At 44.5% G+C, this 20873-nt stretch carries 23 protein-coding genes; 10 read left to right on the forward strand and 13 right to left on the reverse strand.

Translation table 11 applies throughout. The features are described from left to right. Nucleotides 1-5: 5 nt before the first annotated feature. From AC1DYB_RS08120 to AC1DYB_RS08145, 6 genes are all read right to left on the reverse strand, one after another. Nucleotides 6-1751, reverse strand: a complete 1746-nt coding sequence (locus AC1DYB_RS08120; protein WP_477433912.1) for an APC family permease — start codon at nt 1749-1751, stop codon at nt 6-8. A 9-nt stretch (nt 1752-1760) separates the two neighbouring features. Next, nucleotides 1761-3083, reverse strand: coding sequence for a TIGR00341 family protein (locus AC1DYB_RS08125; RefSeq protein WP_477433914.1), 1323 nt, complete (start codon nt 3081-3083; stop codon nt 1761-1763). Nucleotides 3084-3482: 399 nt separating this feature from the next. Continuing rightward, nucleotides 3483-3698 (reverse strand): hypothetical protein, encoded by a 216-nt coding sequence (locus tag AC1DYB_RS08130; protein ID WP_477433916.1) that lies wholly within the window; start codon nt 3696-3698, stop codon nt 3483-3485. Nucleotides 3699-3738: 40 nt separating this feature from the next. Next, the gene (locus tag AC1DYB_RS08135; protein WP_477433918.1) at nt 3739-3945 is read right to left on the reverse strand and encodes a hypothetical protein; all 207 of its coding nucleotides are present in this window, start codon (nt 3943-3945) and stop codon (nt 3739-3741) included. A 460-nt stretch (nt 3946-4405) separates the two neighbouring features. Continuing rightward, nucleotides 4406-4726, reverse strand: coding sequence for a hypothetical protein (locus tag AC1DYB_RS08140; protein WP_477433920.1), 321 nt, complete (start codon nt 4724-4726; stop codon nt 4406-4408). A gap of 60 nt (nt 4727-4786) precedes the next feature. Continuing rightward, nucleotides 4787-5224, reverse strand: a complete 438-nt coding sequence (locus AC1DYB_RS08145; protein ID WP_477433922.1) for an Hsp20/alpha crystallin family protein — start codon at nt 5222-5224, stop codon at nt 4787-4789. Nucleotides 5225-5413: 189 nt separating this feature from the next. Between AC1DYB_RS08145 and AC1DYB_RS08150 the strand changes: the two genes are divergently transcribed. From AC1DYB_RS08150 to AC1DYB_RS08165, 4 genes are all read left to right on the forward strand, one after another. Continuing rightward, complete coding sequence (locus tag AC1DYB_RS08150; protein WP_477433924.1) at nt 5414-6616, forward strand: GAF domain-containing sensor histidine kinase; 1203 nt, start codon at nt 5414-5416, stop codon at nt 6614-6616. 68 nt (nt 6617-6684) lie between these two features. Further along, complete coding sequence (locus tag AC1DYB_RS08155) at nt 6685-6876, forward strand: hypothetical protein (protein WP_477433926.1); 192 nt, start codon at nt 6685-6687, stop codon at nt 6874-6876. A gap of 58 nt (nt 6877-6934) precedes the next feature. Beyond that, a complete protein-coding gene (locus AC1DYB_RS08160) occupies nt 6935-7162 on the forward strand; it encodes an MBL fold metallo-hydrolase (protein ID WP_477434220.1) in 228 nt (75 codons plus the stop codon). Continuing rightward, nucleotides 7163-7534, forward strand: a complete 372-nt coding sequence (locus tag AC1DYB_RS08165; protein WP_477433928.1) for an MBL fold metallo-hydrolase — start codon at nt 7163-7165, stop codon at nt 7532-7534. It begins immediately after the preceding gene. A gap of 67 nt (nt 7535-7601) precedes the next feature. On the opposite strand, the gene AC1DYB_RS08170 is transcribed toward AC1DYB_RS08165, so the two are convergent. The 7 genes from AC1DYB_RS08170 to AC1DYB_RS08200 form a co-directional block, all read right to left on the reverse strand. Next, complete coding sequence (locus tag AC1DYB_RS08170) at nt 7602-7988, reverse strand: response regulator (protein WP_477433930.1); 387 nt, start codon at nt 7986-7988, stop codon at nt 7602-7604. Between the two features lie 273 nt (nt 7989-8261). Further along, on the reverse strand, nt 8262-8699 hold the full coding sequence (locus AC1DYB_RS08175) for a MarR family winged helix-turn-helix transcriptional regulator (RefSeq protein WP_477433932.1): 438 nt from the start codon (nt 8697-8699) through the stop codon (nt 8262-8264). Between the two features lie 46 nt (nt 8700-8745). After that, on the reverse strand, nt 8746-9363 hold the full coding sequence (locus tag AC1DYB_RS08180; RefSeq protein WP_477433934.1) for a hypothetical protein: 618 nt from the start codon (nt 9361-9363) through the stop codon (nt 8746-8748). Between the two features lie 88 nt (nt 9364-9451). Continuing rightward, nucleotides 9452-10534 (reverse strand): efflux RND transporter periplasmic adaptor subunit, encoded by a 1083-nt coding sequence (locus AC1DYB_RS08185; protein ID WP_477433936.1) that lies wholly within the window; start codon nt 10532-10534, stop codon nt 9452-9454. Between the two features lie 4 nt (nt 10535-10538). Then, nucleotides 10539-13772 carry an efflux RND transporter permease subunit gene (locus tag AC1DYB_RS08190; protein ID WP_477433938.1) on the reverse strand — a complete coding sequence of 1078 codons (3234 nt, stop codon included), beginning with the start codon at nt 13770-13772 and terminating at the stop codon, nt 10539-10541. Between the two features lie 12 nt (nt 13773-13784). Further along, nucleotides 13785-15176: a TolC family protein gene (locus AC1DYB_RS08195; RefSeq protein ID WP_477433940.1), complete on the reverse strand. Its 1392-nt coding sequence runs from the start codon at nt 15174-15176 to the stop codon at nt 13785-13787. Between the two features lie 119 nt (nt 15177-15295). Further along, complete coding sequence (locus tag AC1DYB_RS08200) at nt 15296-15691, reverse strand: hypothetical protein (protein ID WP_477433942.1); 396 nt, start codon at nt 15689-15691, stop codon at nt 15296-15298. Nucleotides 15692-16346: 655 nt separating this feature from the next. Between AC1DYB_RS08200 and AC1DYB_RS08205 the strand changes: the two genes are divergently transcribed. The 6 genes from AC1DYB_RS08205 (at nt 16347) to AC1DYB_RS08230 (ending at nt 20873) form a co-directional block, all read left to right on the forward strand. After that, nucleotides 16347-16772, forward strand: coding sequence for a MarR family winged helix-turn-helix transcriptional regulator (locus tag AC1DYB_RS08205; RefSeq protein WP_477433944.1), 426 nt, complete (start codon nt 16347-16349; stop codon nt 16770-16772). 105 nt (nt 16773-16877) lie between these two features. Then, entirely contained in the window at nt 16878-17315 is a 438-nt protein-coding gene (locus tag AC1DYB_RS08210; protein ID WP_477433946.1) for a hypothetical protein, read from the forward strand. A 90-nt stretch (nt 17316-17405) separates the two neighbouring features. Next, nucleotides 17406-17831, forward strand: a complete 426-nt coding sequence (locus tag AC1DYB_RS08215) for a MarR family winged helix-turn-helix transcriptional regulator (RefSeq protein ID WP_477433948.1) — start codon at nt 17406-17408, stop codon at nt 17829-17831. A gap of 1 nt (nt 17832) precedes the next feature. Continuing rightward, nucleotides 17833-19011: a prolipoprotein diacylglyceryl transferase gene (locus AC1DYB_RS08220; RefSeq protein WP_477433950.1), complete on the forward strand. Its 1179-nt coding sequence runs from the start codon at nt 17833-17835 to the stop codon at nt 19009-19011. A 349-nt stretch (nt 19012-19360) separates the two neighbouring features. Next, nucleotides 19361-19720, forward strand: a complete 360-nt coding sequence (locus tag AC1DYB_RS08225; protein WP_477434222.1) for a YidH family protein — start codon at nt 19361-19363, stop codon at nt 19718-19720. A 61-nt stretch (nt 19721-19781) separates the two neighbouring features. Further along, nucleotides 19782-20873, forward strand: a complete 1092-nt coding sequence (locus AC1DYB_RS08230) for a c-type cytochrome (RefSeq protein WP_477433952.1) — start codon at nt 19782-19784, stop codon at nt 20871-20873.

Below are 20873 nucleotides of genomic sequence, written 5' to 3' on the forward strand. Positions count from 1 at the left end.
AAGATTTACATGATGAGCCTGACACCGCCGAGCTCAGAAACGTGATAAGGGAATTTGTTACTTGGCGAACCGATAAACATAAAGTTTTTGGGGATGCTCCACTTTTTAGAAAGCTCATCAATGATCTCCGGCCCGAATTTACCCTCGATCTCCACAAAATCAATGTCAATGTCGGGATAGGCCCTGTCCAATACCTCAATGTCTTTTTTCAGGCTTTCGTTATTGCTGTCTTTATTGGCGACATGGACGATCTTCAGCCTTTTTGTTGATTCGTTTTCTTCCACATAGATCATCACCCGGTTCAGGATTGATACGTTATCCCCGCGTGTGAAAAAAACCAGCGTTTGTGCGTTAATCTTTACTAGCGAACGACTTAACCTCATTTTACTATAAATGAAAGGCTTCAACGGTTCCTTTAAATAATTGACGGTATAGATGAGCCACCGTATGATAAGCGCCCTGTTCAGCATCACAATGATAAACAACATAGCCGGCACCAGGTACCTGATAAAAACATAAAAAGAGAGGATGTTCAACTCCATATTGCCTAAGAATGCAGCCAGGATAAAGGCAATGGCCAATACCACCGAAAGCACCGGTGCATTCTCCGTTCTTGGCAATTTGCTGCGTTTCGCTTTCAGCAATAAGTTACCTACACCAAACAGCGCCATCACCATTAAAAATGAAAAAGTATACACCCCGGCTAGGTTGGCCAGGTTGCCCTTGGTAACCAATAATATCGACACACACAACAGGAAAAAACCGACCACGATGCGGTAATTTACGCCCCTGCGGTTCTTAGCCAGAAAAAAGTTGGGCAGTATCCGGTCGAGCGTGATCCGTTCAGCAAGCCCGGTAACGCCCACATAAGAGGTGAGCACCGCACCGCTCAAAACCAATACGGCATCAATAGAGATGATATAACTCAACCAGCCGCCGCCCGCTGTCTGGCCCATGAAGGAGAGTAAAGATTCCTGATGGTTATTGATGGATGCCATTGGGATAATACTCAATGCCAGCAGGGCGATAACCGGATTGAAGAAACTAACCACCCGCCACATATTGCGAAGCGTTTTTGGGAAAACCCCTTCCTGCTGCTCTTCCACGAAATTCGCCGAACTTTCGAACCCAGATATACCGAGCATGGCCGCGGAAAAACCCAGGAACAGGGCCATGATTAATCCTCCGGATGTAACCGGCAGGTGCCAGTTGGCCTGAAAAATGGCGAAGCCATTATTAAACAGGAACCAGCAACACGTTAATACCAGCAAACTGAGGGAAGCTAAATGAGTGATAAATATAATTACTGCTACAACAGCTGATTCCCCCATCCCGATGATAGCCAGCATCATGAAAATGAGCAGGATCATAATTGTGGCCGGTATTAGCGGGAGCGCATGTACGATATCATGAAAATAGAACATCGCTTCATAAGCAGAGATAACAGCTGTTGCCATATAGGAAAGGATAGTAAGACAAGCGGCGAACGAAGCGGTTCTTTTAGAAGCAGTGTTCAAGAGGACATTATAAGCACCGCCATTTAAAGGCAGCGCGCCGACCACTTCCCCATATATTTTGCGAAACAGGAATAACACCAGCGCAACTATTAAAAGCGATACCCAGGCATACTGCCCCGCATAAGCAATGGTTAAAGCTGACACATACAGGCAGGAAGAACTAATGTCATTGCCACAGATAGATGTCGCCTGCAATTCGTTTAATTTCAGATGGGCGGCATCGGTTTCTTTCATCGGGAGATTTTATTGAATAATTAATTTTAGTGAGGGAGACTGGTAACGTTGCTGCAACCATCGTTGTAATTTTACAACGTCTGCTTTCCTTAATGGTTTGCCAAAGCGGGCTAAAGCGATTCGCTGGGTATCAACGCGGAGCGAATCAGCGGTGCGTATAGCTAATTTGGTTACGCCAAAAGTTTCTATCGCGGGATAAAGCACCTTCATTTCTACAATCACCATGCTGTCTATAGCAGCCTTTTTTTGGGGCATAATATGTATGGTATCCGTCTTAGCGCTATTGTTAAATACATCCTCCAGTATGCTCGCTTTGATCTGCGAAAGGTTTAGTTGGTGCTTCGCATTTAAGCCCTGCCGAATAGTAAGGCTAACATCTCGTAACCTATACTTATTCATTTCTTTTTTTAGTGAATCAATCTCCCGTTTATCAAGCACACTACCGATCAAGAGCAGGTCTATGCTTTTCTTATCACCAGTGTATTTAAAAGATTTAGAAACTACCTGGGTGTTATGAAAATGGAATTGTTCTTCAACAAATTTGCGCGCATTACTTTCAAAGATGTTTTTGTTGACGATACGGTAGGCCATATAGATGCTTGGCAAGATGGTAATCACAACGATCATGATGAGATATCTGGTTACTTTTTTCTCTGCCCCGGCAACTTCAAAAACCTTTTTATGCATTTTCAAATACCGCGCCATCAAAAATGTGGCGATAGCTATAAACACGCTGTTAATGAAGTAGAGATAGATGGCGCCAAAAAAGAAATACCAGTTACCCATAGCCAAACCAAACCCGGCCGTACATAATGGCGGCATCAATGCTGTAGCAATTGCTACACCCGGAATCACATTGTTTTTTTCTTTACGCGAGGCTGCAACCATGCCCGCCATACCTCCAAAAAAGGCGATGAATACATCCCAGGTCGATGGGGACGTCCTCGCCAGTAATTCTGACTGTGCTTCATGTAATGGCGTAATGGAAAAATAGATGGTAGAAGTAATGATAGCAATGATCGTAGCTACTAATAAATTCATCCCGCCCTTCTTTACCAGATCCAGGTCATTGATGCCTATACCAAGGCCTATACCCATCACCGGCCCCATGATAGGCGAGATCAGCATTGCACCGATGATTACGGCAGTGGAATTTACGTTTAATCCTATAGAGGCTATAAAAATTGCGAAGATGAGCGCCCATAAATTTGCACCACGGAAATCAACGTTTTTTCTGATAGAAGATATGATATCCTGCTCTTCGGCTTTATCTTCCTGTAGGTTAAACCGGTGAGTAAGATAATAACGGATTTTAGTGATTACTTCTTTCATGGCCTACTTATACTATTACCCTGTAGTTTTGGAACGAGTTTGCCGATTATCAATCCTTGCAGCAAGATAGAAAAAACAACTGTTATGTACGTCACAGGTACAAATTTACCCTGGCGTGTTTTCGCGCTTAACGATAAGGGTAGCGCGACAAAAACCCTTCTGGGTAATCCACCCCAGGTTAATATAGAGAAGGCATAATCTTCAAATTTAATCTTATAGCGCAAGAGCAGAACAGAGAAATTTACTGATATACAAGGAGCTATCAATACCATCAGTATCGTAATTCCCCCATCGATCATCATCTTCGTGTTGAATAGAGCGGCTAAGACGATGGCTAGAATTTCCTGCGTGTCCATCAGCGTAAAAGGATTAAAGAGCCATTATATGTATGCTCATAAATTAACGCTTCCTTTTTTCCATTATGATCAGGACAACTCCTCCGATCACCAAAATTCCTCCCGCATAAGGCGGCCAGTTTACAGATTTTTCTTTGTCAGCCGAAATCTGTATAGGTCCTGCATCTACTACTTTTTCTCTTTTTGTATACGTAAAGCCTGTCCATATGAGCATCGCAATGCCAACAACAAGTAGCACAATTCCTATAGTTCTTTTCATAATATATTTGATTAGTATATCAATAAAAGAGATAGTGTGCCTAATTGTTTGTCAAATGGCTCCAACGGCTGTGATTGCGTAATCCGCCTGTAACGTATTGCTCAACTTTATTCAGCTGGTAATTGATATCAAACGGTTTGCTGATAAAATCATTAGGGGCTCCTTTTTGATTTAAAGCAAGTGAAAGATCATGGCTGGCAGAGATCAGGATGGTATTGCCCGGACATGCCCAGCAGTTGCCGTACATCCTTGTTCTTCATCATTTCTGCCGCGAAAGGAGTTTACCGCACAATAAAGGCGCGAGGGTGTAGAACAGTTCCTTTTTAAAATCGGCAAGGTCCTTTTTGCTCAGCAGTTCATCTGCGGTCATAGGCTGTAGGGCTGGGTCCCTCAATTTCTACCACCCAGCTTTAGAAACGATCGCTGGGATGTCAAAACACTAAAATGCCTGTTCAAGAGGCGGGTTTCCAAATTTTGAAGCAGTTCTCGTAGCTGCCGTCCATGTCTCTGATGATAAGAGCTAGATTTTCTTTCCGGACCGGGAAGTGCTGGTCGACCGCGCGGTAAATTTAATTTAGCAGATTGCCCAGGCGATGTTCCACTTGAAAACGCGATATAGAGTCATTGACCGGCCCTACTACTGCCTGAACCGAAACGTTCATTGGGTTCATTTGATTCGTTAGTGTCCCGCTAATAAATGTAAGGCTTTACCGTATTCTGCAAGTTTTAAACGCTAATGGCATCTCCTCCAAATTTTTCAAACGGAAAATCTCTTTGGCGATCAGCTTACAATTAAAGCCGAGTTCTTCCAGTGTACAGCAAATGCTTTTGATTTTCACTGGCAGGCTATCAATGGTCTCCATCAGGTCGATATGCAACGGGCAGCGGGCGGCCATGTCCGGATCGCCCTTCATCTGACGAAATAAATCGTAAGCCGCTTCGCGGTTGTTCCCGAAAAAGTATTGTCCGTAATCGACATAGCCCTGGGTTGTTTTAAGGCTTAACAGGATATAAAACTGTGTTTCCATAAACCATCCAAATACCAAAAGCCCCTGCAAGCAGGAGCCCCTGAAAAAAAACTATTGCACTTATTTGATCTCGATCCGGCGGCGTACCGCTTTGGCTTCTTCACGTTTAGCAATATCGATGCGGAGGATACCATCGGTATAGCTGGCTTCGATCTGAGCGTGGTCGGCGCCGTCCGGCAGCGTGAAGGAACGCACAAAAGAACCGAAGATATACTCGTGCTTACTGTAATTTTTTTGATTATCCTCGTGTTCCGCGGATTGCTCTACCGAAATACTTAGCTGGCTGCGTTCCAGGTCCAGTTTGAAATCTTCTTTCTTCAGACCCGGTGCAGCCAGTTCCACATGATAGTTGTTCTCGCTTTCGTTGATGTTCACTGCAGGCACACGGCTGATCATACCATCGCTAACGAAAGTATCGTTGAAAATAGAATCAAAAACATCATTAAAGACTGGTATGAATGAGTTGTTAGCTTTGTGGTTGAATTTAACTAAAGTCATGGCCTTTTACTTTTTTAATAAATCAACAATTGATTAATTAACTATCGAGTACCTAACAAGCGTTTTGCCAGTTCATTAAGTCTGAAAAATTTGCAGGTTTCATCTGAAAAATTTTCAGTGGACTTGTCAATTTTTCAGCTGCCGTAACAATTCGTACCTTTAAGGGTTGTATGCAGAAGCAATAACCAGGTGAACAATACATTTAAACGCGATATCATTCCTGTTAATGACTCGGAACGCCTGGCGGTGCTGGCGAGGTACGGCCTGCTCGATACTCCGGCGGAGCGGGTCTTCGATAATATGACTGATCTGGCTGCTGCCACCTTCCAGACACCAGTCGCGCTGATCTCGCTGGTGGGCGCGGGAACCGTTTTTTTCAAGGCCACTACCGGCGTGGGTAAACTGCGCTGCGTGGACCGCGGAGAGAGTTTATGCGCCCTGGCCATCCTGAGTTCCGAACCGCTAGTCTATGAAGACACGCTGGAAGATCCAGTTTTGGTTGAAAGCGCACCTGTCAAACAAGGCGTTCGCTTTTATGCCGGAGCTCCGCTGACTAACCCTGACGGCTACCTAATCGGCACCATCTGTATCGCTGACTACCAGCCCCGTAGATTCAGCCAGAAAGATCGTGACGTATTGGAAGCCTTGGCTCGCGTGGTCATGGAACAAATGGAATTGCGGCTGAGCGTCATCAGGGAAACCGAACTGCAAAAGGAATTGCTGGAAAAGAAAGATGAGTTCATCAGCGTCGCCAGCCACGAACTTAAAACGCCTATCACCAGCCTGACCGCATCCCTGCAATTACTCGACCGGATGAAAACCAGCCCGAAACCTTTGATGGTGGAAAAGCTGATCACGCAGGCGAATAAAAGCCTGACTAAACTCAACCGCCTGGTGGCAAACCTGCTCAATACCAACCGGATCGCCTACGGGCAGCTGGAACTATGCAAAACCCGGTTCAATCCCGCCGAACTGGCGCGGGATTGCTGCAACCATGTCCGCAGTGAGGGCAAATTCGAGATCATCGTAGAAGGCAACCACGAGGTCGAAGTTGACGCTGACGAGCAAAAGATAGATCAGGTCTTGGTCAATTTCGTGAATAATGCCGCCAAATATGCGCCGGATTCCCCTCAAATCTTGATCCGGATCAGCGGCGAAAGCAATTTCGTTCGTATTTCCGTGACCGACAAAGGCCCCGGGATCGGACCTGACCATTTACCATACCTATTCGACCGCTATTACCGCTCCGGCCAGCACAATGTTTCCGGGCTCGGCCTGGGCCTTTACATAAGCAAGGAGATCATCCGCCGCCACGGCGGGGAGATGGGGGCGGATAGCGAAATTGGCAAAGGTAGTACCTTCTGGTTTACGCTGCCACTGACGGAAAACTAAACAAATACTCTGTTAATGCTGTGTTTATTTTTGATCAGCAAGGCTTATATTAGCTTCATTTGAATGCTATGAAATCCAAGAACCATCATTTTTTTGCTGCCGGTATTTTTTCGATCGTTGTGATAGTAGTACCCGAGGTTCGTGTTTATGGCCAACAATCGCCGCCTGTTCCGGATTGGTGCAGCCTGCCGCCACGGCTGGGCCTGGAGAATTTGAAAGAGATCAAAATAAACCGGCCTTGGTTTAAGGTATATGACTAGGTCAGCATACTTACGCAATAGCAGAGCCTTATAATGGGAGGAAACAATCGCTTACCTGATCCAGGGTAAGAACAAAGCCTTATTATTTGATACCAGGATGGGACTGGACAGCATTTCCCTGGTGGTGAAACAATTAACCAAACTACCAGTGGTAGTGTTCAATTCCCATACGCATCCGGATCATATAGGTTGCAACAATGAATTCAGATATATTCTGGCGATGGATACTAAATTTACCCGGATCAATGCTGCTAACGGCTATCGTCACGATGCGGTTAAATGGTAAGTGAGTCTTGCTTCGTTTTGCGTGGCCCGCCTGCCGCATAAAGATACTACGCATTATACGTTCAGGCTTTTTAAAGTGACACAATTCATTAAAGGCGGCTATATGATAGATTTGGGTGACCGAAAGATAAGGGTGGTCGCCACGCCTGGGCATATGCCTGACGCGGTTTGCCTTTATGATAAGCAGAGTGGTTACCTCTGGTGCGGTGACAGTTTTTACGAAGGACCGATGGGGACACTTTCTTCATGGTATAAATTTAAAGCGTTTAAGATGGCTGATTTTGCGCGTACTTCAACACTCCTGGTTACATTCAGGGCAACTAAATATTACAGAATTAGCTGTTTCCATAACAATTATTTTTTTTATTTTTAATGATTTTAATTATTCATTTCGGGCTCAGTTTACAATAGAGTTGCAAATAAAGTGATAGTCAAAGCAGTTACACTATTTTAGTTTTTTGCTTTTCCTTTTTTAAATGGAACCTGACTCGTTCCTTCAGGAATTTGATGTCGAATGGTTTTTCCAGAAATTCATCACAATTATAGGTACCTAAGGACAAAAATATCCGGGCGTGCGCGGATGTTAAAAGAATCGGAACGTGTAGCGTTGTGGTTTCGCGTTTAATCTGAGCGCACATTTCACCGCAGTTTATGCCCGGTAAAAGGTAGTCAATGATCACCAGGTCCGGGTCGGTGGTTTCGATAATGACCAGTATATCAACGGCCCCTTTCATAGCAGTCACTTCGTGGCCCTCATCGGTAAGTATAGCGGTGAAGAGATCCAGAATAACCTCATCGTCGTCAATTACTAAAATATGATTTCCCATAGATGTGTTTTTTTGACCTTAGCCCAAAAGCTACCGGTTAATATGGTTTAAAACTTACGCGTCCAATAAACCCAGTATCGCTGGAAGCAAATAATACAGGAGTAGCATAAAAACGGCTAAGGATAGTATATATAGAATGCCCAATCGGAATACCGGATCTTTGATCTGTTTCGTTCTCGGACCGGCATCTCCTTTTCTTTTCAAACGAATAGCTTTCATTGTAATATTTTAACAATTTATATTTTAATTAAATCTTGATGCTATTAAATAATTTTAGGTAAGAGAATTCTTAGCTAACAAATTAGCTTCCATTTGCCGTAACACATGGTAAAACACAAATGATGAATGATCGTCCAGGTGGTGGCTGATAATGGCATTTACGCTTTCTATGGCCAGCTGGATGGCAGGAATAAGTTCACCCCCTTTAGCTGTGAGGGAGACATAGTGCTGCCGTCGGTCGGCGGTATTTCTTTCTGTAATGATGTATCCTTTTTGAATCAGCGTGAAGATCACATCGGACACGCGCGAGACATCCATATTTAGTAAACCCGCTATTTCTTTTTGGGTCATTTCACGTTTATTGGAATGCAGGGTGGCCAGGATCGCCACCTCAATATCTGTGCGGATATCACTTTCGGGCATTTCAGCCATGATCAAATCTTTGTATAACCTGCTGATCTTGAAAAGCCGTTCGGAAAGTAAAAATTGCATAGCGCTCTTTTAATTCATTATCCTGGTCGGCGAGCAGTCTCCTCTGTTAAAGGATGGACATCGCGCAGGCAAACTCTGTCATTTTAACTGTTTTCTGAGCATCCAACCCGTCCGCGTATTCAACCATCAGCGTACGGTTATTGATATTTATGGAAAATTTCTCCTGGCTGTAACCCATGAGCAGGTCCCTGAAGTCTTGGTTGAGCAATTCATCAGCACATTCACCTCCTTCTGCCGATACATAAAACTTACTGCTAAAGGTTTTATCTCTTTTAAAATCTATGGATATAGCCGTAACAGCGTTGATCACCTTATCGATCAAAGTTTTGCGGCGGATAAAAATCTTACCATGATCTTTTCGTAAGATGGCAAACGCACGCACCTTATAGCTGCTTTCGTTGCTCCCCGGGTTGTTCCAGTCCATATGGGAGGCCCTGCTCTGACTTTTTGTAAATATCAGAAAACACTTTCTGATCTGCTTCTGGATCATCAGGGTCCCCGCCAGGTTTGCTTGCAGGGCGATACCCTTAAAATTCAGATTTCTGTTATCCTTAAATTCAAGAAACTGCGTCTTATACTTATAATTGAGTAATTCATATGTTTCTTTGAGCGTAACCACTTCTTCAGCCGCTATGCCTAACGTATCAAATTGCAGAAATTTCATAATATACCCCACTATCATTTGATGTATAGCATTATTCCCATTAAAAAAAACCGGCATGATCCCAAACGTGGCCATGCCGGTTCAGAATTTAATTGATAACTGTACCGTCTTTAACATCGTCGCCGGCTTTGGTAACGATGCGATCTGATGGCACCAAAGCGCCGAAAACTTCCGTAGAATCTTTTCCTGCCAGCCCTTCTTTGATATCGATCAGTTTAGCCTTACCATTTCTTACCGTGATCACATATTCCCGCTCGGTGGAGCGAACGATTGCAGCATTTGGTACCAGCAATGACTTGGCCCCAGAAAGCATTGGTATCTTTACCTCGGCATACATCCCCGGTTTAAGTTGTCCGCTTTTGTTGATGACATCGATTTCTATTGCTTCGGAACGCATATTGCCCAAAGCATTCGCTGAACGGCTGATCTTTGCGGTGTGCTCGGTGCCCGGCATCGCATTGAAGGTGAAAGTAACCGCTTGCTTCAGATCCACTTTATCTACATAATCCTCAGGAATGGCTACTTCTAAACGCAGCTTGCGGGTATCTTGTAACACCAGCATGGGCTGGTCGGTACCCTTGCCTGGTGCAACCAAAGCACCCGGCGAAACATTCCGCTGCACTATGGTGCCCTCAAAAGGCGCGTAAATTCTTAGATAACCCTGCATTGTGCTTACCGATTGCATATTAGATTTCTCAGCATTGGCTATGGCCATATCTGATTTCATCCGGGATACGGCATTGTCCAGGTCCAGTGGCGATACCGAACCTGGTTCAGCGGCGGCCTGTTTTAGACGGTTATACTTTTCCTTACTCGCATTGGCTGTTTCCTGCGCCTGCAAAAAGCGCGAATTGGCAGCCTGTAATTGTGATTCCATTTCGGGCGCTTCCAGCGTGATCAATAATTGCCCACTGGTGACCTGGGAACCCCGGTCTACGAAGATCTGCTTGACAAATCCGTTAGCTTTGGGGAACAGATTTACCTCGTTAAAGGCGTTTAATTGTCCAGGTAACCTGGCATAGCTGGACAAAGCTTTTTCGGTGATCGTTCCAGTCTCATATTTCTTGTTACCGCTTGCTTTCGCTTCGGTCAGGTCTACCGGCTTTTCATTACCGGAGCAGGCTGCTAAAAAACAGGCCGCAGCACCTAAGATGATTATTTTCGTTTTCATGTGTTTATATCGTTGATGTTTGAATAGCTGTAGTTTCTTCCGGCATTAATGACGGTGATTCATAAGTGGTTTTGTCTTGTACCCAAGCAAATACCAAGGGTAAAATGAACAGGGCGGCAAGCGTAGAGGCAAATAAGCCGCCGATAACAGCACGTCCCAGCGGCGCTGTCTGTTCACCTGCCTCACCCATGCCCGATGCCATGGGCACCATACCGGCCATCATCGCAAAACTGGTCATCAATATCGGGCGCAAACGAATAGCCGCGCTGGTGATCGATGCGCGGGTTGCGTCCCTAAATTCCAGGCGCAGCTTTTCACCATTAGTTACGATCAGGATCGCGTTCGCTACCGATACCCCGGTAGACATGATCATCCCCATATAGGATTGCAAGTTTAGCGTAGAACCCGTCAGCAGTAAAGCAGTCAGCGAACCTAAAATTACTGCCGGAACAGTCGAGAGTACCGTCAATGAGAGCTTGAACGACTGATAATTAGCCGCCAGTAATAAGAAGATCACCAATACCGCGAAGGCTAAACCGCTTTGCAAACTGCTCATAGTTTCGGTCAGCAAACTCGACATACCTTTTAGCTCTGCAACCAATCCTTTTGGCGGCGCGCCTAACAAATTCATCACTTTTTGTACATCGGCAGTAGCGGTGCCCAAGTCCATTTTATAGATGTTAGCGCTCACCGTTAAAAAGCGGCGTGGCCCCGAACGGTCATATTCACCGGGTGAATAGATCACCTTAAAATTGGCAACATCTGCTAATGTTGGGGTGCTTTGCCCCTTTAAAAGCGGTATTTCTTTTAACTCATCCATGGTATTCATCACATACTCTGGAATTTGTACCTGCACCTGGTAAGTATAGGCAGCCTTTTCATCCAGCCATTGGTTTTTTTCTGTGAAGCGGCTGGATGAGGTACTGGCGGTGACAGACCGTGCGATATCGGTTACATTCAACCCGAACTGCGATACCTTTTCGCGGTCCAGCGTAATAGCCACTACCGGAATCCTTAAAGGCTGAACTATCTGCACATCTCGCAGATAGCTAATCTGTTTTAATTTGGCTACCGCTTTATTAGCATAACCTTCAATTTGTGTCATATCCTTGCCGGCTACCCGGATCTCGATAGGCGTTGCCGCGCCCTGGCTCATGATCTTTTCGGTCATATCGATGGGTTCAAAGGTGATCCGCAGGTCTGGTAACTGATGCGAGATATTTTTTCGCAGTGCGTCCTTCAACTCATCCATATTCACCTTATAATGCTCATCCAGGTTTACCTGCAACACCGCTTCATGCGTACCCGTATTGAATATGTACAGGTTACTGGTACCATAGCTACTGGGGACGATACCCACATAGCCTGAACTGATAGCGATATGATGGTCTACCGTTTTATCGATAATGTTCAGCACCTCTTTGAATTTGTCTTCTGTGCGTTCCAAACGGGTTCCGTCCGGTGCTTTTATACGGATCAGGAATTGGCCGTTGTTCAGTTTTGGCATCATGTCTTTCCCGATGACCACAAAACCCACACCGGCCAGCACGATAATAATCACGGCATAAATCGGTACGATCAGTTTTTTATTCGGCATCCAGCGAGTGATGATCCCCATGAACCGCATTTTGACCTTTTCAAAAAAGTCGTTGTCTTCGGGATGATCCTGTTCTTCTTTCAGGTGTCTATTGACCTGTGTTTCTTCTTTTTGATTTAAAGATTCGCCTGCGTGAGCGTGGAGCTCGCCATGTACATAATACTGGTACCGCTCGGCTTTGATCAGCCAGTTACTCAAAATAGGCACCAAGGTTTGTGCCAGCAGGTAAGATACGATCATCGTCAAACCGATAGACATCGATAAAGGCAGGAACATGGCTTTAGGCACACCGTTCATCAGGAAGGATGGTGCAAATACAGCCAGTATACAAAGCAGTATCAATAATAACGGAAAAGCAATTTCTTCGCATGCATCATAAATGGCAAGTTTCTTTGGTTTGCCCATTTCCAAATGCTGGTGGATATTTTCGATTGTAACCGTCGCCTGATCGACCAGAATACCGATAGCAAGGGCCAATCCACTCAAGGTCATAATATTGATCGTCTGACCAAACATCCATAGCAGGAACACCCCCAATAAAATAGACACCGGGATAGTGATCACCACGATTAAACTGCTGCGCCAATCGCGGAGGAAAAGCAGCACCATCAAACCGGTAAGTAAAGCACCTAACCCACCTTCTGTTATTAAGCTTTTTACAGCATTGATCACAAAGACAGACTGGTCAAATTCATAAGATATTTTCACGTCGTCGGGTAGCAGGCCCTGCATTTCTGGTATTTTGCTTTTCAGATTTTGCACCACCGACCAGGTAGAAGCATCGGCGGTTTTAACTACCGGGATATAAACCGACCGTTTGCCATTGATCAACGCATAATCTACGGTAACGTCAGCAGCATCGGCTACGCGAGCAACATCTTTGACCAAAACGGACACCCCGTTTTTGGTCTTGATGGGGATATCACCAAACTCTTCTGACTTTTTTACCAGTGAGTTGATCGTAGTTGTAAACATCGTATTGTTGATACGAAGGTTACCCGATGGCGACATGGCGTTAAATTTAGCCAGCGCCTCTACCACCTGGTCTGGGGTAAGGTCATAACTGCGCATTTTGTTGGGGTCTACACTAACGGTGATCGAGCGCGAGTTGGCACCAAACGGCGGCGGCGCTGACAAGCCAGGTACCGAAGCAAACATAGGCCGGATACGGGTAGCCGCCATATCGTAAATTTCCTTCAGGCTGCGGCCGGGAGCGGATAAGACCAGCTGACCTACCGGCAGGGATGAGGCATCATAACGCACTACTTGCGGAGGCAGGGCACCCGGCGGAAAGAACTTCATCGCCCGGTTCACCTGCAGGGCAACCTGCGCCTGGGCCTCGGCCATGTTTACGTTTTCGTAAAAACTTAACTTCAGCATCGTTAAACCCTGAATATTCTTACTGGTAATAGTTTTGACGCCATTTACATACAGGAACTGGTCTTGCAAACGGGTGGAGAAAAAGCCCTCCATTTGTTGGGGCGACATACCCCCGTACGATTCGATAACGTAGATCGTGGGCAGATTCAACTGCGGGAAAATATCGATCGGTATTTTTATTGCACTAAGCACTGCAAATATCAAAAGGCTCATAGTAACCACCACTACGGTGATCGGCCTTTTGAGTGCGGATGTGACCATTGACATAGTTAATTAATTTAAAAGGTTTAAAACTGCACTGACCTGATTGCCTGTCACGGCCTTTTGGAACAAGGCAGTCGTGTACGAAGATTTTGCCTGGACATAATCGGTTTCCGCACGGTATAAAATATTTAAGGCGGCGTTCAGTTCAATAATGTCGGTCAAACCGCTTTTATATAAGGAAAGCTTTTGACGGTAGCCTGCATTGGCCGCCTTCAACTGGTTAGGGATTTCCTGTAAACGCTGCTTTGCGGTGTTTAATTCCACATCGGCCTCGTTTACACTCAGGGTTAAAGCGTTCCTTTGTTCATCCAGTTGTTTTTGCGCATAATTGGTCGCCGTTTTTTGGGTACGGAGTTTGAGTTGCCTGCGCCGTATATCAAACAGGTTATAGGAAATGCCTACGCCTACCAGATAATTATTCCTATTGAATCCCCAGCCGGCAGAAAGGCTGTTGAATTGATCATTGGCATCTATACTGGAACCACGGCCCCAAACAGCCGCTTCCAGTAATATCTTAGGGTTGTACTGTTTCCTGACAAGTTCTTCACGGTCGAGACTGCCCTGATATATCGACTTGTAATAGTTGATCAGGGGATTGCTGGCAGTATCGGCATTCAGCATGGCCGGGGTTACCGCCCCCGAAATCATCCTGGTCTCCGCTGCCGTATCAGGAATGATGGTTTGATAAGGCAGGCCACTAATAGCTGAAAGCTGCAGCTGAACCCTTTTCAACTGATTATCCAGCTCTATATAAGTTAGTCTTGCTTTGGACAGTTCTGCTTCAGCGATACTAGTATCAACACCGGGGCGGACCCCGCTTTTGGCCAATGACTGTATAGACCGGCGGATTTCCTGGTTTCGCTCGATATTCCTGTTTTGAATAGCCAGATAGTCCTGCAGGCGCATCAATTGCAGGTAGCTGCCTATAGTGTATGCCTGCAGTTGGTATTTGGACTGGGCGAACTTGTTCTGTTCGATATTAATATCTGAATTGGCCACCTTATTCTGGGCGCCGTAAGCGCCGAAATTGTAAACCTCCCAGTCCAGTGCGGCAATACCCAGGTTGGTTAATACCGCGCTCGTGTTACTTTCGGTCCTTACACCGCGCGAATTGGACGGGATAATACCAAAACCAAAGTACGGGCCGGCATCATTATTATTGGTACCGACATCAGCCTGGTAATTCAGTTTCAAATTGGGCAGCCAGTTGCTGCGGGTCTCAGCTGCCTGAGCCTGCCTGATCGTAATGGCAGCAGAATCCGTGAGCAGGGAGGGCGCTTTTTCATTGACCCGGTTTAACAGATCCTTTAATTTGACCGGCGGATTTGCTTGCTGTGCGTAAGTATGCCCTGCAATAAAAAGGCAAATGACGACAAATAGCTGTCTTTTTGAACTTTGCATATTGATTTTTCGGAAATGAAATAAATGGTGAGTGCCGTTTATAACGGCAATACCTTAAAATAATAGCATGTAGATAGCGTAACAGGCCTGGTACGGCACTAACGCAGGAGTGGTATTAATCAGATCCTGATCACGCAAAGGGATAAATACGAATGAATTGGTGGATAACAATAGCCAGACAAATCAGCAACCAACTTGGGCTTTAGCATCCAGACCAGCGGGATAAATAGCAGGATAGTAAAAAAACTTAAAAAGGATCTGATGGTATCCGATACCACTTTACGCTCTTCGAAGATCGATTTATCGGGCCGCTGAATATAACCCAACTGGTTACCGGCAACCGCACAATATTCCAGCTTTCTTTTAAAAATAGAATTATGGGAAAGCGCCGCATGATGGGTGCCTTGGGTCAGGCAGGGGATGAAAAAAATGTGGGTGGAGGCCGTGATAAAATACACCGCCACAAGCGCGAGCACTAAGATATTCCTGGCAAATGTGGCCTGCTTTTTTTTCACCTTTTAATATTTCACTGCAAACATCTCAAAAATAAAATAGTTTTTGTGCAAAACTATTGTTGCAATTACATTTATTTACTGCTGAATAATTATTAATCAGTAAATAACGGATTTTCTTCCCGTCGACTGTAAATAGTATTGATTCAAAACGGCATGTCCGGTCAATCTTTGCATTTTGCATTAACCAGATCAAAATACTTACATTTGCATATATGGGGCTTCTCGATCATCGGAAAATAAGCGTATTGCTGTTGACCGCAGCTTACCTGTTTGTCGTGCTTACCCATATCCTATTGCTGCCAAACCATCACCCGGTCTCTTCAAAATCACAAGCGCGTTTTAATTCGACCTTTAAAAGGAAACTGGATAACTCCAGCGCCCAGGCGCTCTGTTTGATGCACCGCACCGATAAGTCTGTCTTAAATAAAGATCAAAACACCCAAGATCTATTTATTAAACTGGCCGGCTCCTTTTTGATATTATTTTTAATTCCCAATATCATCCGGAAAATAAGGCGGCCTGCGCTCTTACGACATTACTTTTCGTCCTTTTTACCTTTCCGGCTTTCCCTCCGTATTTGATTCCCTAAGTCATTGAATGTTTGACAACTGCCCGTTTCTGGCTTGTTTCATTTCTGTTTCTTAAAGAATTTATTATGCAAATCTTATTATCGAAAAGCCTGCGTCGTTTAAGCAGACTTTATAGCCGTGCTATCGTTAAAGTCCTTCCTGACCTCCGCCTTGAACATTACGCTGAGATCATCCTGATCCTGGCATTCGCGGAACATACGCTAACACACAAGGAACTGGCTGAATTATTCCAGGTGGATAAGTCGCGAATTGCGGTGCTCATTGAAGGAATGACAAGGAACGGCTTTGTGTATACTGAACAAAATGCCGCTGACAGAAGAGCCCATTTTATTTATCTGACCTGTAAAGGCAAAGACAGCGTGCCAAAGATACAGGAAGCGATAGAACAGGTCAATCATATGGTCAATCAGCAATTGGACAAGACGCATTTGGATCATTTCTACGAAACACTTTATAAAATGCAGTCCAACCTGGTTGATATTGCTCGTTAGAGGTAACGACAGTAGCTGCAGCCAGTTGCCGATAATTAAGATCAACAGCGGCGCTCTGGTCGTTGATCTTAAATCATCGCCCGATCACCTATAATAAATGATAATATGATTGCCAAAGATCTCAGGAGATTCCCCCTTTTTTTAATAATATCAGAATTACTACATTTGTATATGATAGGTTATGTTTTAAAACAGCTTAAAACATTGCTGCTGCTGGCGGTGTATTTGTTTGTGGTCATAACCCATATTTTCTTTGTCGCGCATCATTCCCCGGAATCAGTTAAGGCAAAAAGCAGCTACAATTCTATTTTTAAACGAAAGTTAGAAGATGGCCTTGCGAACAAGCTTTCATTGCTGAAGCGGACAGATAAAACTGACTTGAATGATAGGAACGACGCTATTAGCCTGATCCTGATTTATGCAGGCATATTCCTAGTACTATTCTTTGGTACTCAACGTTTTCTTAAGTCTGCCATTTACCGGTGGATTGATTTTCTGTATTTTTCTTGGTACAGGCCCTTTAACTCCTCACTGCGGATTTGATTTTTAATCGTCCGAATGCCGGGCCGAGACCTGTTTTTTATTTCAAAACTTCGATCAATTAAAAGATTTTTTCCTTTTTACTGAGTTATTATGCAATTATTATTGTCAAAAAATCTGCGCCGCTTAAGTACGTTATATACCCGCACTATTACCAGGGAACTGCCTGTATTCCAGCCGAAATACTTTATAGACATCCTGCTGTTCCTGTCTTCCAGGACCAGCCCGGCCACTCAAAAAGAACTTGCAGATTTCCTCCAGGTTGATAAATCCCGGGTGGTGATCATGATAGATGAATTAACCAGGCAGGAATATATATTCACCCAACGAAATCCGAAAGACAGGAGAGAACATTTTGTTTTTTTGACCGGACAGGGAAATTTACTGGTTCCAATCATCAGAAGCGCAATCTACAAGGTTGATGCAGTCCTGTATAAGGAATTCAATAAGGATCTACTGAATTGTTTTCATTCTACGCTCCTGAAAATGGAACAAAATCTAATCCAAACCCAGTCGTAATATGTATCCTACTTTGTCTGATCTTTTACATGACCTGTTTCGATTTGATATCCCCCTGCCAGTTCAGACTTTTGGGCTATTTGTCGCCTTTGCTTTCCTGACCGCATCCTTTATTTTAACAAAGGAGTTGAAAAGGAAGCAAACTGCGGGCCTGTTATCCTCCGTTAAAGAAACGCTTAGGGTTGATCGGCCGTACGATTTTGTCAACGTTGCGATTGATTTTACCGTCGGTAGCATGATAGGGTTATTGCTATTGACTTTGATCAGTATCTGCTTCGGTAAGACCAACTGGGTTAATGCTTTTAAAAGCCTTGGAATGCTGCTTTATTTTATGTTAAAGCAGCACTGGGTTCTTTTATTGGTATTTGGCGTCACGTTTTCAGCGATACGATATTTCATCGAAAGGAAACAAATACCCATAACGCCGATCACTCAGGAAAAAGAAGTGTGGCCACATGAACGGGTAGATATCATCCTCACCATCGCCGCAATCGGCGGCCTGGTCGGCGCGAAGTTTTTTGATGCACTCGAAAACTGGAACAGCTATATGGCTCATCCTGAAAATTTTATTGCTTTTAGCGGACTGACTTTTTATGGAGGATTAATTGTTGCCGCCATTGGCATATTTATCTACGCGCATAATAAAAGAATTAATCCTTGGCACCTCGCAGATAGCGCGGCTCCGGCCCTGATGATCGGTTACGGGGTCGGTCGGATTGGATGTCACATGGCCGGCGATGGCGACTGGGGTATTGAGAACCCCTTTCCTAAACCATTTCGAGGCTTGCCTGACTGGCTCTGGAGTTACAGGTACCCGCATAATGTCAGCGATCAGGGAGTTTCTATTCCCGGGTGTAGCGGATTGCACTGCTTTGAATTACCACGTGGAGTATTTCCCACTTCTTTATATGAATTTGCGGCTTGTTGCTTATTGTTCTTTGTTTTGTGGAACATCCGTAAAAGGCTAAAAGTTCCGGGTTGGTTATTTGGCATCTATTTGTGCATGAATGGCGTGGAACGTTTTTTAGTGGAATTAATCCGGGTGAATAACAGGTATCAGTGGGGCTTTTTTCGGCCGACACAGGCAGAACTGATTTCGGTCGCTTTATTACTTACCGGAACTGTCCTTATCATTTTGAGGTCTAAGGCCGGTCAACCCCAAAAAAGGATCAGCTCTTAAATCATCTTTGCGGAACAGACACTCTGGTTGCTCAGGCTTATATGGCTATCGCATTTGTATAAAATAATCGTTGGGTCCATTTAATTGAGGCAAACAATCAGGCTTTATTCTTATTAATCATAAAGCAGTTTATAGACGAAGGCGAATGTCCCGCGAATGTTTGCGGGGCTTGGATTCTGCTCATAAATGGCTGCGGAGATAATCAAACAACATAGCCATCAAATCAGGTATACCAGCAACAGCAAGGGCTCGGCATTAAGCTTGGTTTGCCTTTAAGGACTAATGAGTAGTTGAAATCTCACTATAATTAAATTGTAATAAGGATAGCAAACAACAAGATCAACAGCCCATTAGCCCTGGGGATCACTTAGCCAACGAGCGTACGTTCTTAGCCTGGATTCGCACCAGTATCGCGATTATGGCGTTTGGGTTCGTCGTAGTTAAGTTTGCCCTTTTCATCAAGCAGATATCAATAGTATTGGCTGGTAAAGCAATTTTACCGGGAAAAGGTTACTCTGCATCTATTGGGATCATATTAGTTGGAATAGGCGCCTTTATGGCGCTTATGGCTTTCCTGAGGTATAAGCAAACAGAGCGTCAGTTATTGAACCGGGGTTACAAACCGTCTTATACATTATCACTCGTCATGACCGTAGCTATAATTGGAATGAGCGTTCTGTTGACTTATTATCTGTTACCGAGTATTTAACAAAAGCTTAAGTGACTTTGGTCACCGAAATATACTGACAGAATAACCAGCTTTGGTGTATATGAATATCGATCAGGTAAAGGAAATACGCAATGCATTAGTTAAAATCTCCCGCTATCTGATTTGGTTTTCATTGCTTATTGTGGGCCTAATTATCCTGCTTGTGAGTTTGGTGATTAATCCATCAGAAAATAAGGATCATAATATTTTGGTGCCGTCAATACAGGTCAAAACTATTAGCGCGCTTCCGGCAAATACAGAAAAAAAAAGAAACCTGCCGAATGACGCATGGAAAGCTCCGGGTATTCGATCTATCCCGGCTGGAAAGACTGGAGAGGTGATCCGTTATGGACGCGCGCTTGTTATTTCAACTGCTTCCTATCTTGGTCCCCGTGGAAGCGTTGCACACATCACCAATGGCATGAATTGCCAGAATTGTCATGAAGATGCGGGTACAAAATTATTCAGTAATGACTTTGCCGGCTTTATAGCGACTTATCCCAGAAAAAGCTCCCGTAGCGGAAGATTGGAGCCGGCATCAGCGCGTATTGCCGAATGTTTTGAGCGAAGCTTGAACGGCAGGGTTCCCGATACTGCTAAAAAGGAAGTACAGGCGATATTGGCGTACATGAAATGGTTGGGGAAAGATGTCGGAAAAGACCGAATACCCGCCGGAGGATCTACGGAAAAATTAAACTTTATGGTTAGGGCAGCAGATCCTAAAAAAGGACAGTTAGTCTTTGTCGCGAAATGTCAAAGTTGCCACGGAACTTCAGGTGAAGGCCTGCTCAACCCAGACAAAATATCATATACTTACCCGCCGTTATGGGGACCGCAAAGCTATAATGATGGTGCCGGCATGTACCGGTTAAGTAACCTCGCAGGTTTTATAAAAAACAACATGCCTTATGGTGCAAGCTATCAGTATCCACAGTTGCCGGATGAAGAATCCTGGGATGTTGCCGCCTTTATTAATTCGCAGCCCCGTCCACACAAAAAACAGCAAGCTGACTATCCTGATGTAAGCCAAAAACCAATAGATTTACCATTTGGACCATATGCGGATAAATTTAGTGCAAGGCAGCATAAATATGGGCCATACCTACCCATACAAGACGCTATACGTCTTAAAAAACTTAAATTAACGTTTTAA

It is taken from the genome of Mucilaginibacter sp. P2_A4 (assembly GCF_056405015.1).

Bases quoted from the DNA above. Each gene is read 5' to 3' on its own strand.
- AC1DYB_RS08140 (WP_477433920.1), bottom strand. From the start codon at position 4,726: ATGGAAACACAGTTTTATATCCTGTTAAGCCTTAAAACAACCCAGGGC.
- AC1DYB_RS08125 (WP_477433914.1), bottom strand. From the start codon at position 3,083: ATGAAAGAAGTAATCACTAAAATCCGTTATTATCTTACTCACCGGTTT.
- AC1DYB_RS08155 (WP_477433926.1), top strand. From the start codon at position 6,685: ATGAAATCCAAGAACCATCATTTTTTTGCTGCCGGTATTTTTTCGATC.
- AC1DYB_RS08205 (WP_477433944.1), top strand. From the start codon at position 16,347: ATGCAAATCTTATTATCGAAAAGCCTGCGTCGTTTAAGCAGACTTTAT.
- AC1DYB_RS08130 (WP_477433916.1), bottom strand. From the start codon at position 3,698: ATGAAAAGAACTATAGGAATTGTGCTACTTGTTGTTGGCATTGCGATG.
- AC1DYB_RS08230 (WP_477433952.1), top strand. From the start codon at position 19,782: ATGAATATCGATCAGGTAAAGGAAATACGCAATGCATTAGTTAAAATC.
- AC1DYB_RS08120 (WP_477433912.1), bottom strand. From the start codon at position 1,751: ATGAAAGAAACCGATGCCGCCCATCTGAAATTAAACGAATTGCAGGCG.
- AC1DYB_RS08195 (WP_477433940.1), bottom strand. From the start codon at position 15,176: ATGCAAAGTTCAAAAAGACAGCTATTTGTCGTCATTTGCCTTTTTATT.
- AC1DYB_RS08190 (WP_477433938.1), bottom strand. From the start codon at position 13,772: ATGGTCACATCCGCACTCAAAAGGCCGATCACCGTAGTGGTGGTTACT.
- AC1DYB_RS08220 (WP_477433950.1), top strand. From the start codon at position 17,833: ATGTATCCTACTTTGTCTGATCTTTTACATGACCTGTTTCGATTTGAT.
- AC1DYB_RS08185 (WP_477433936.1), bottom strand. From the start codon at position 10,534: ATGAAAACGAAAATAATCATCTTAGGTGCTGCGGCCTGTTTTTTAGCA.
- AC1DYB_RS08175 (WP_477433932.1), bottom strand. From the start codon at position 8,699: ATGCAATTTTTACTTTCCGAACGGCTTTTCAAGATCAGCAGGTTATAC.
- AC1DYB_RS08210 (WP_477433946.1), top strand. From the start codon at position 16,878: ATGATTGCCAAAGATCTCAGGAGATTCCCCCTTTTTTTAATAATATCA.
- AC1DYB_RS08215 (WP_477433948.1), top strand. From the start codon at position 17,406: ATGCAATTATTATTGTCAAAAAATCTGCGCCGCTTAAGTACGTTATAT.
- AC1DYB_RS08145 (WP_477433922.1), bottom strand. From the start codon at position 5,224: ATGACTTTAGTTAAATTCAACCACAAAGCTAACAACTCATTCATACCA.
- AC1DYB_RS08170 (WP_477433930.1), bottom strand. From the start codon at position 7,988: ATGGGAAATCATATTTTAGTAATTGACGACGATGAGGTTATTCTGGAT.
- AC1DYB_RS08180 (WP_477433934.1), bottom strand. From the start codon at position 9,363: ATGAAATTTCTGCAATTTGATACGTTAGGCATAGCGGCTGAAGAAGTG.
- AC1DYB_RS08135 (WP_477433918.1), bottom strand. From the start codon at position 3,945: ATGTACGGCAACTGCTGGGCATGTCCGGGCAATACCATCCTGATCTCT.